This window comes from Ramlibacter sp. (genome assembly GCF_041916345.1).
GTDB lineage: Bacteria > Pseudomonadota > Gammaproteobacteria > Burkholderiales > Burkholderiaceae_C > Ramlibacter.
This window is the reverse complement of sequence record NZ_JAYRZR010000133.1, coordinates 1,084-7,381: the sequence shown is the minus strand read 5'-3', so window position 1 is coordinate 7,381 and position 6,298 is coordinate 1,084. Positions and strand designations below refer to the sequence as shown.

The following is a 6,298-nucleotide window of genomic DNA, read 5'->3' as shown; positions in this document are numbered from 1 at the left end:
TGGCCCGGTGATCCTGCAATGGCGCGAGCGCGGCATCGTGCCGCGCAAGGCCAAGTGGCTGGCCAGCACCATGATGCTGGCGAGCGCCACCGTGCTCTGGTTCAGTCCCGTACCGGTCTGGCTGCGCGTCGCGGTCTATGCCGTGCTGGCGAGCGTGGCCACCTGGTTGTGGCGCCGGCCCGAGGCCTGAGCACCTGCCCGCGCGGCTACGCCGCCGCCAGCGCCGGCTGCACCCGCTGGCGGCCCAGGCCGAGCCGGTCCGCGGAGATGTATTGCTGCCGGTAGATCTCGAACGGCATGGTGTCGCCCGCCTCCACCGCGGCCTGGTCGGCCACCGACTGGCGCACCAGGGCCTCATGACGGGCCGCCACCTGCGCAGACAACGGCAGCTTCAGCAGCTTGGCGCGCGTCTGCTCGGACAAGGCCTGCACGAAGCCGGTGAAGCTGTTGGCGTGGTCGCGCTCCATGGCGGCCAGCACGCGCGCGGAGGGCAGCATGTCGGGCGCTTCCAGCAAGGCCTGCGCCGCGCGCACGGCGTCGCTGTAGTCGGTGGTGCCATGCGCAGCGTCCAGCTGCGCGGCGATGGGCAGGCACTCGGCCACGATCTCGGCGCCCCAGTCGACCAGCGCCACCTCACGGCCGTTGCGCTCCAGCTTCAGGCCCGGCTGGCGCCCATGGGCGGCGGTGCGGTGCTGGTTGCGGCCGAGCGCGGCGATCTCCTCGCGGCTGTCGTCCGGGCTGGGCGCCAGCAGGCAGTGCAGCAGGAACACGTCGAGGAAGCGGATCGTCTGCGCCTTGATGCCCACCGGCACGAAGGGGTCGAGGTCCATCAGCCGCACCTCCACGTACTCCACGCCGCGCTCGCGCAGCGCATGCAGCGGCCGCTCGCCCGGGCGGATCACGCGCTTGGGACGGATGGTGCCGTAGAACTCGTTCTCGATCTGCAGCAGCGTGGTGGCGAGCTGGTTGTACTCGCCCCCGGGGTTCATGATGCCCACCGCCTCGTAGGCCGCGTAGGGCCGCGTGAGTGCGTCATGCAGCGAGGCGGCATAGCCCTCCAGGCCGTTGTAGCTCACGGCCAGGCTGGCCTGGGCCTCGCTCTGGTAGCCGAGCCGGCCCATGCGCAGCGACGTGCCGTACGGCATGTAGACGGTGTGCGGATTGAGCGACTGCAGCTCGTGCTGGCGCCCTTCGACGAAGCTCGCGCAGGCCGCCGGCGAGGCGCCGAACAGCGTGAGCAGCAGAAAGGCATGGCGGCGGAAGTTGCGGATCAGCGCGAAGTACTCCGCGTCGCTGATGCCCGGCATCGACCAGTTGTAGTGGATGCCGCTGATCGTCTGCATGCGGCGGCCGTAGCGGTGCGCCAGGCCCATGCGGTACACGCTCTTGGCGCGGCCCACGTTGGAGGGGCCGTAGCGGCCGATGGGAATGGTCTCGTCCGTCGGCAGGCGGCAGGGCATGCTGCTGACCCACAACCTCTCTTCGCCGAGCTGGCGGTAGACGAACTGGTGGATCTGCGTCAGCTCCTCCAGGCACTGCTCCACGCTGGCATGCACGCCGGTGATCAGCTCCAGCTGCGACTCGGAGTAGTCGGTGGTGATGTGCGGGTGCGTGAGCGCGGAGCCCAGCGCGGCCGGATGCGGCGTGAGCGCGAGCGAACCCGCCGGCGTGGCGCGCAGGCTTTCTTTCTCGATGCCGCGCCGGATGCCCCGCAGGCGCTCGGGCGCCAGCGTCTGCAAGGCCTGTTGAAGGTGGCTCATGATCGGTCTCTCTCGCCCTCGAATCCCGTTTATGGGGCGGAAGGTATCACCTTTGGCGCAAGCCTGCATGGCGGCAGCTGAACGGTCCTGCGCGCGGCCGGGCCGCCCGAAAAGACGCACCCCAGCCCAGCCGTGGGCGGTGCTGGCTAGACGCGGCGCTCTAGCGCGAAGGGCCGGTTTAGGTCGCATGCCCTAGGGTCCCTGCGCAGAATCGACGCCAACACACGACCTCATCATGAAAGGCTGCCCCATGACCACCGAACAGATCAGCACCGTTGCCCGCCAGTGGATCGACGGCTTCGACCAGACCGCCCACGTCGCCATCGGCGCCTGGCGCGACGGCGGTGACCGCCTGGGCCAGGCCGCGCGCGAGCGCTGGGACACGGCCTTCGCCGAAAGCAGCCCCCAGCTGAGCGCCGAGACGCGCCGCAACGCCGCGCACGCGCGCGCCGTCTTCGCGCGCTACTACAACCAGGGCGTGGCCCTGTCGGCCAGCGGCGCCGAAGTGGCCGTGGACACGGTGGCCCAGGCCGCCCGCGCCGCGGTGGAGCGCGCCGTGGCCTGGCAGCAGGCCCGCGCCTGAGTGTCACGCGGCACGCCGGTGCCGCTGCAGCAAGGGGGTGGCAGAATGCGCCACCCCTTTTCACATCCGCATCCGAACGACGACAGGAGACAAGCCATGGCGGTCAACGTCAACATCGAGCTGGGCTACGAATTCGAGGTCAAGGCCAAGGCGGACGAAGTGTTCGCCGTGCTGGCCGACGTGCCCACCTCGGTCTCGCACTTCCCCAAGGTCGAGAAGCTCACCGACATGGGCGACGGCGTCTACAAGTGGGAGATGCAGAAGGTCGGCACCGCCCAGGTGAACATCCAGACCGTCTACGCCAGCAAGTACGTGAGCGACCCCGCCAAGGGCACGGTGAAGTGGACGCCGGTCAAGGGCGTGGGCAACGCCCAGGTGGGCGGCAGCTGGAAGATCACCGACAACAAGGGCAAGAGCACCAAGGTCGTGCTCAAGATCGAGGGCGTGGTCGACGTGCCGCTGCCCGGCCTGATGAAGATGGTGGTCGAGCCGGTCGTGGCCGGCGAATTCGAGAAGCTGGTCGAGAAATACATCGACAACCTCATCAAGCGGTTTGGCGGCGAGGTCTGAGGGCGGCCCCTACTGACCCTGCGACCTGCGCAGGGTTGGCAACCCCACCCCCGCCGCGTCGAACCCCCCATCCACGGCCAGCACCTGGCCGTTGACGTAGCCCGCTTCCTCCGAGCACAGGAAGCCCACCGCCGCCGCGATCTCCTCCACCAGACCATAGCGGTTGAGCGGGATCACGTCGTGGTAGTCGGCGCGGATCGCCGGCGTGTGCACCTGCTTCGCCATCTCGGTCTCCACCGGCCCCGGCGCCACGGCATTGGCGCGGATGCCCAGCGTGCCCAGCTCCACCGCCTGCTGCTTCGTCAGGTGGATCAGCGCCGCCTTGCTAGTGCCGTAGGCCACGCGCAGCGTGCTGGCGCGCAGGCCCGAGATGGAGGCGATGTTCACGATGCTGCCGCCGCCCGAGCGCCGCATCAGCGGCACGCAGGCCTGGCTGCAGAGGAACGGGCCGTCGAGGTTGGTGGCGAGCACGCTGCGCCACTCGTCGAAGCTCGTCTCCACCACCGGCTTGAAGATGGCGATGCCCGCGTTGTTGACCAGCGCGTCGAGGCGGCCCCAGGTGGCGTCGACCTTCGCCACCGCCGCCTGCACCTGCGCCGGATCGGACACGTCGGCCACTAGCGCCAGCGTGCGCGTGGGCGCTTCCAGCGAAGCCTCGGCCCGCGGCAGGCCGACGGCGTCGATGTCCAGCAGCGCCACACGCCAGCCGCGATCCAGCAGCCAGCGCGCGATGCCCAGGCCGATGCCGCGCGCCGCGCCGGTGACGAGGGCCACGCGCTGGAGGGGTGGGGTGAGACTCATTGCTGCTCCTTGTGCGTGCGAGGGGTCATCATGCCAATGCCGCGGCACACGAGGCTGCTACGCTCTCTCCCGCCCCTCGCCCCTGCCCGCCGGCCCTGTGACCCCCGAAGCCTTCACCCACGCCATCCTGCGCAACCGGAACAACCGCGCCATCCTGCAGCGCTGGCACGAACTCGCGCTGCCCGATGGCTGGCTGGTGGCCGGCTGCCTGTTCCAGACGGTGTGGAACCTGCGCGCTGGCCACGCGCCGGAAGCCGGCATCAAGGACTACGACCTGTTCTACTTCGACGGCCGTGATCGCTCGGCCGAGGCGGAACAGGCCACGCAGCAACGCGTGCAAGGCTTGCTCAGCGACCTGGGCATCGAGGTCGAGGTGTGCAACCAGGCGCGCGTGCACGAGTGGTACCCCGCGCACTTCGGCCATGCCTATCCGGTGCTCACGAGCAGCGCGGACGGCATCCGCCGCTTCCTGGTGCGGGGCACTTGCGTCGGCGTGCGGCCGCGCCTTGCGGCTTCGACCGACGAAGACCTGACCGCCAGCCTGGAGGTCGAGGCGCCCTATGGCCTGCACGAACTGCACGCGGGCATGCTGCAACCGAACGCCCTCACGCCGCATGCCGAACTGTTCCGCGCCAAGACGCTGGCCTACCAGGCGCGCTGGCCGTGGCTGCAAATCGCCGGGGCGACCGGCACCGCGCCCACCGAACCCATCCCCCATGCCTGAACCCACCCTGCGCCCCGCGAGCGACTGCTCCGCGGCCGACCTGCACGCCGCCTTCGGCGCGGCCTTCGCCGACTACCTGATCGGGCCCTTCACCCTGCCGCCGGACCAGTGGCCGGTGTTCCTCGGCCGCCAGTGCATCGCCCTGGCCGAGAGCCGTGTGGCCCTGGTCGATGGCGCCATCGTCGCCTTTGCGCTCACCGCGCCGCGGCCCGATCAGCCGAGCTGGCGCCTCGGCACCATGGGCGCCCTGCCCGCCGCGCGCGGCAGCGGCGCCGCGCAGGCGCTGCTGGACGACTTCATCGCACGAGCGGCGGCCGCCGGCCAGCAACGGGTGGAGCTGGAGTGCTTCGCGCAGAACGAGCGCGGCCTGCGCCTGTACCGCAGCCGCGGCTTCGAGGTGATCGACGAGTTGCAGGGCTGGCAGGGTCGCCCCCAGCCGCTGGCCGATGACGAGGCCGCCGAGGTGCCGCTGGACGAAGCCTTTGGCTGGCTCGCCGAGCGCGCGCACGGCCTGCCCTTGCAAGTCACGCCGCCCGCGCTGCGCGCCCTGCCCGCCGCCTTGAAGGCCTCGCGCCGGGGCGGCGCGTTCGCCGTGACCAGCGTCGCCGCGGATCGCCTCACGCTGCACAGCCTGGTGGACGACGATGTGGAGGCGCAGCGGGATGCGTTGCGCCTGGTGCGTCATCTGGCGGCACTGCACCCCGAGTGCCAGATCGTGGCGCCGCAGCTGATGCGCCCGCGCGCAGGCGGCATTGCGCTGGCCGCGGCCGGCCTGGAGCGGATGCCCCTGCATCAGCTGTGGATGCGACGCCGCCTGCACGAGCCGGCGGCCTGAAGCCGACCCCCGCCCTCGGATTGCGGCATCATCCCGGACCGAGGCATCCGCATGCTGCCCCCATCACTCGACCGCCCCTACGACATCGCCATCACGCGGCTGCAGGCCGCGAACGGCGACGTGCAGGCCCTGCCCGAGCCGCTGCAGACGCTGCTGCTGGTGGAGTCGGCGCACACGCTCATCGAGGCCGGCGGCCTGGCGTTCTTCTACGAAGCCGACTTCCCGAATCACCCGCCCTACGAAGCCTTCGCTGCCGCGTACCGCCGAATCGGCGCGCATGCAGCGGCGCTGTGCATCGAGGAGACGGCGGCCCTCTTCCCCTTCGCCGACCCCGAGTACTTCGAACCCTTGCGCCAGGTATGGCTGGAAAAGCTGCAGGCCGAAGGCCACGGGCGCTTCCAGCGCCTGAGTGACGACATCGCGGGTGATGATGCGGTGTGGGAGAAGCTCGCCGTGTATGTGGCGGCACACGGCAGGGTGTTCGCGCACGATCATTGATCGCAAGCCCGTCATGCCCGCGCAGGCGGACATCCAGGCGTTCGCGGCGCACCGATGCACCCCCGTGCCTGCTACGCTGCAGCCTGCAGCCCTGTCGACTCCCCATGCCCCGCGAACTGCACGCCTTCGACCACGTCCATGTCTTCGTCACCAACCGGCCGGCGGCGGTGGACTGGTACCGCCAGGTGATGGGCCTGCTGCCCTCGCCCGACTTCGCCTTCTGGGCCAGCGACGGCGGGCCGCTGACGCTGCAGAACACCTCCGGCAGCGTGCACATCGCGCTGTTCGAGCGGCCCTCGCAGCCCTGCCGCTCCACCATCGCCCTGCGGGTGGACGCAGCCTCGTTCAAGGCGTGGCGCGCGCACCTGAACGACATGCTGCCCGGCGCGGTGAGCGAGGAGGACCACACCGTCTCGCGCTCGATCTACTTCCGCGACCCGGACGGCAACCCCTACGAGATCACCACCTACGAAGTGGCCGCCCTCGGGCGCGGCTGAGGCGGCGGCACCACGCCCTCGGCGGCCGAC

At 70.6% G+C, this 6,298-nt stretch carries 9 protein-coding genes; 7 read left to right on the top strand and 2 right to left on the bottom strand.

Going from position 1 to position 6,298, the window contains the following annotated elements; all coding sequences use genetic code 11:
- A partial coding sequence (locus tag ACE3T5_RS20355) for a DUF454 family protein (protein ID WP_374669935.1) occupies positions 1-190 on the top strand: 190 nt, incomplete at its 5' end.
- Between the two features lie 16 nt (positions 191-206).
- On the opposite strand, the gene gshA is transcribed toward ACE3T5_RS20355, so the two are convergent.
- The gene (gene gshA / locus ACE3T5_RS20350) at positions 207-1,760 is read right to left on the bottom strand and encodes a glutamate--cysteine ligase (protein ID WP_374669934.1); all 1,554 of its coding nucleotides are present in this window, start codon (positions 1,758-1,760) and stop codon (positions 207-209) included.
- Between the two features lie 250 nt (positions 1,761-2,010).
- On the opposite strand from gshA, the gene ACE3T5_RS20345 reads away from it, so the two are divergent.
- Positions 2,011-2,343 (top strand): hypothetical protein, encoded by a 333-nt coding sequence (locus ACE3T5_RS20345; protein WP_374669933.1) that lies wholly within the window; start codon positions 2,011-2,013, stop codon positions 2,341-2,343.
- Positions 2,344-2,439: 96 nt separating this feature from the next.
- Positions 2,440-2,913, top strand: coding sequence for an SRPBCC family protein (locus tag ACE3T5_RS20340; RefSeq protein ID WP_374669932.1), 474 nt, complete (start codon positions 2,440-2,442; stop codon positions 2,911-2,913).
- 9 nt (positions 2,914-2,922) lie between these two features.
- On the opposite strand, the gene ACE3T5_RS20335 is transcribed toward ACE3T5_RS20340, so the two are convergent.
- Positions 2,923-3,714, bottom strand: a complete 792-nt coding sequence (locus ACE3T5_RS20335; protein WP_374669931.1) for an SDR family NAD(P)-dependent oxidoreductase — start codon at positions 3,712-3,714, stop codon at positions 2,923-2,925.
- Positions 3,715-3,811: 97 nt separating this feature from the next.
- Here ACE3T5_RS20335 and ACE3T5_RS20330 point away from each other — a divergent pair, with 97 nt between their 5' ends.
- The 4 genes from ACE3T5_RS20330 to ACE3T5_RS20315 all read left to right on the top strand — a co-directional run bounded on the left by ACE3T5_RS20330 (position 3,812) and on the right by ACE3T5_RS20315 (position 6,268).
- Positions 3,812-4,438 (top strand): nucleotidyltransferase family protein, encoded by a 627-nt coding sequence (locus ACE3T5_RS20330; protein ID WP_374669930.1) that lies wholly within the window; start codon positions 3,812-3,814, stop codon positions 4,436-4,438.
- Complete coding sequence (locus ACE3T5_RS20325) at positions 4,431-5,273, top strand: GNAT family N-acetyltransferase (protein WP_374669929.1); 843 nt, start codon at positions 4,431-4,433, stop codon at positions 5,271-5,273. Before ACE3T5_RS20330 ends, ACE3T5_RS20325 begins: the two co-directional genes overlap by 8 nt.
- A gap of 51 nt (positions 5,274-5,324) precedes the next feature.
- Positions 5,325-5,771 (top strand): DUF4375 domain-containing protein, encoded by a 447-nt coding sequence (locus tag ACE3T5_RS20320; protein ID WP_374669928.1) that lies wholly within the window; start codon positions 5,325-5,327, stop codon positions 5,769-5,771.
- 104 nt (positions 5,772-5,875) lie between these two features.
- Entirely contained in the window at positions 5,876-6,268 is a 393-nt protein-coding gene (locus tag ACE3T5_RS20315; protein ID WP_374669927.1) for a VOC family protein, read from the top strand.
- Positions 6,269-6,298 lie beyond the last annotated feature (30 nt).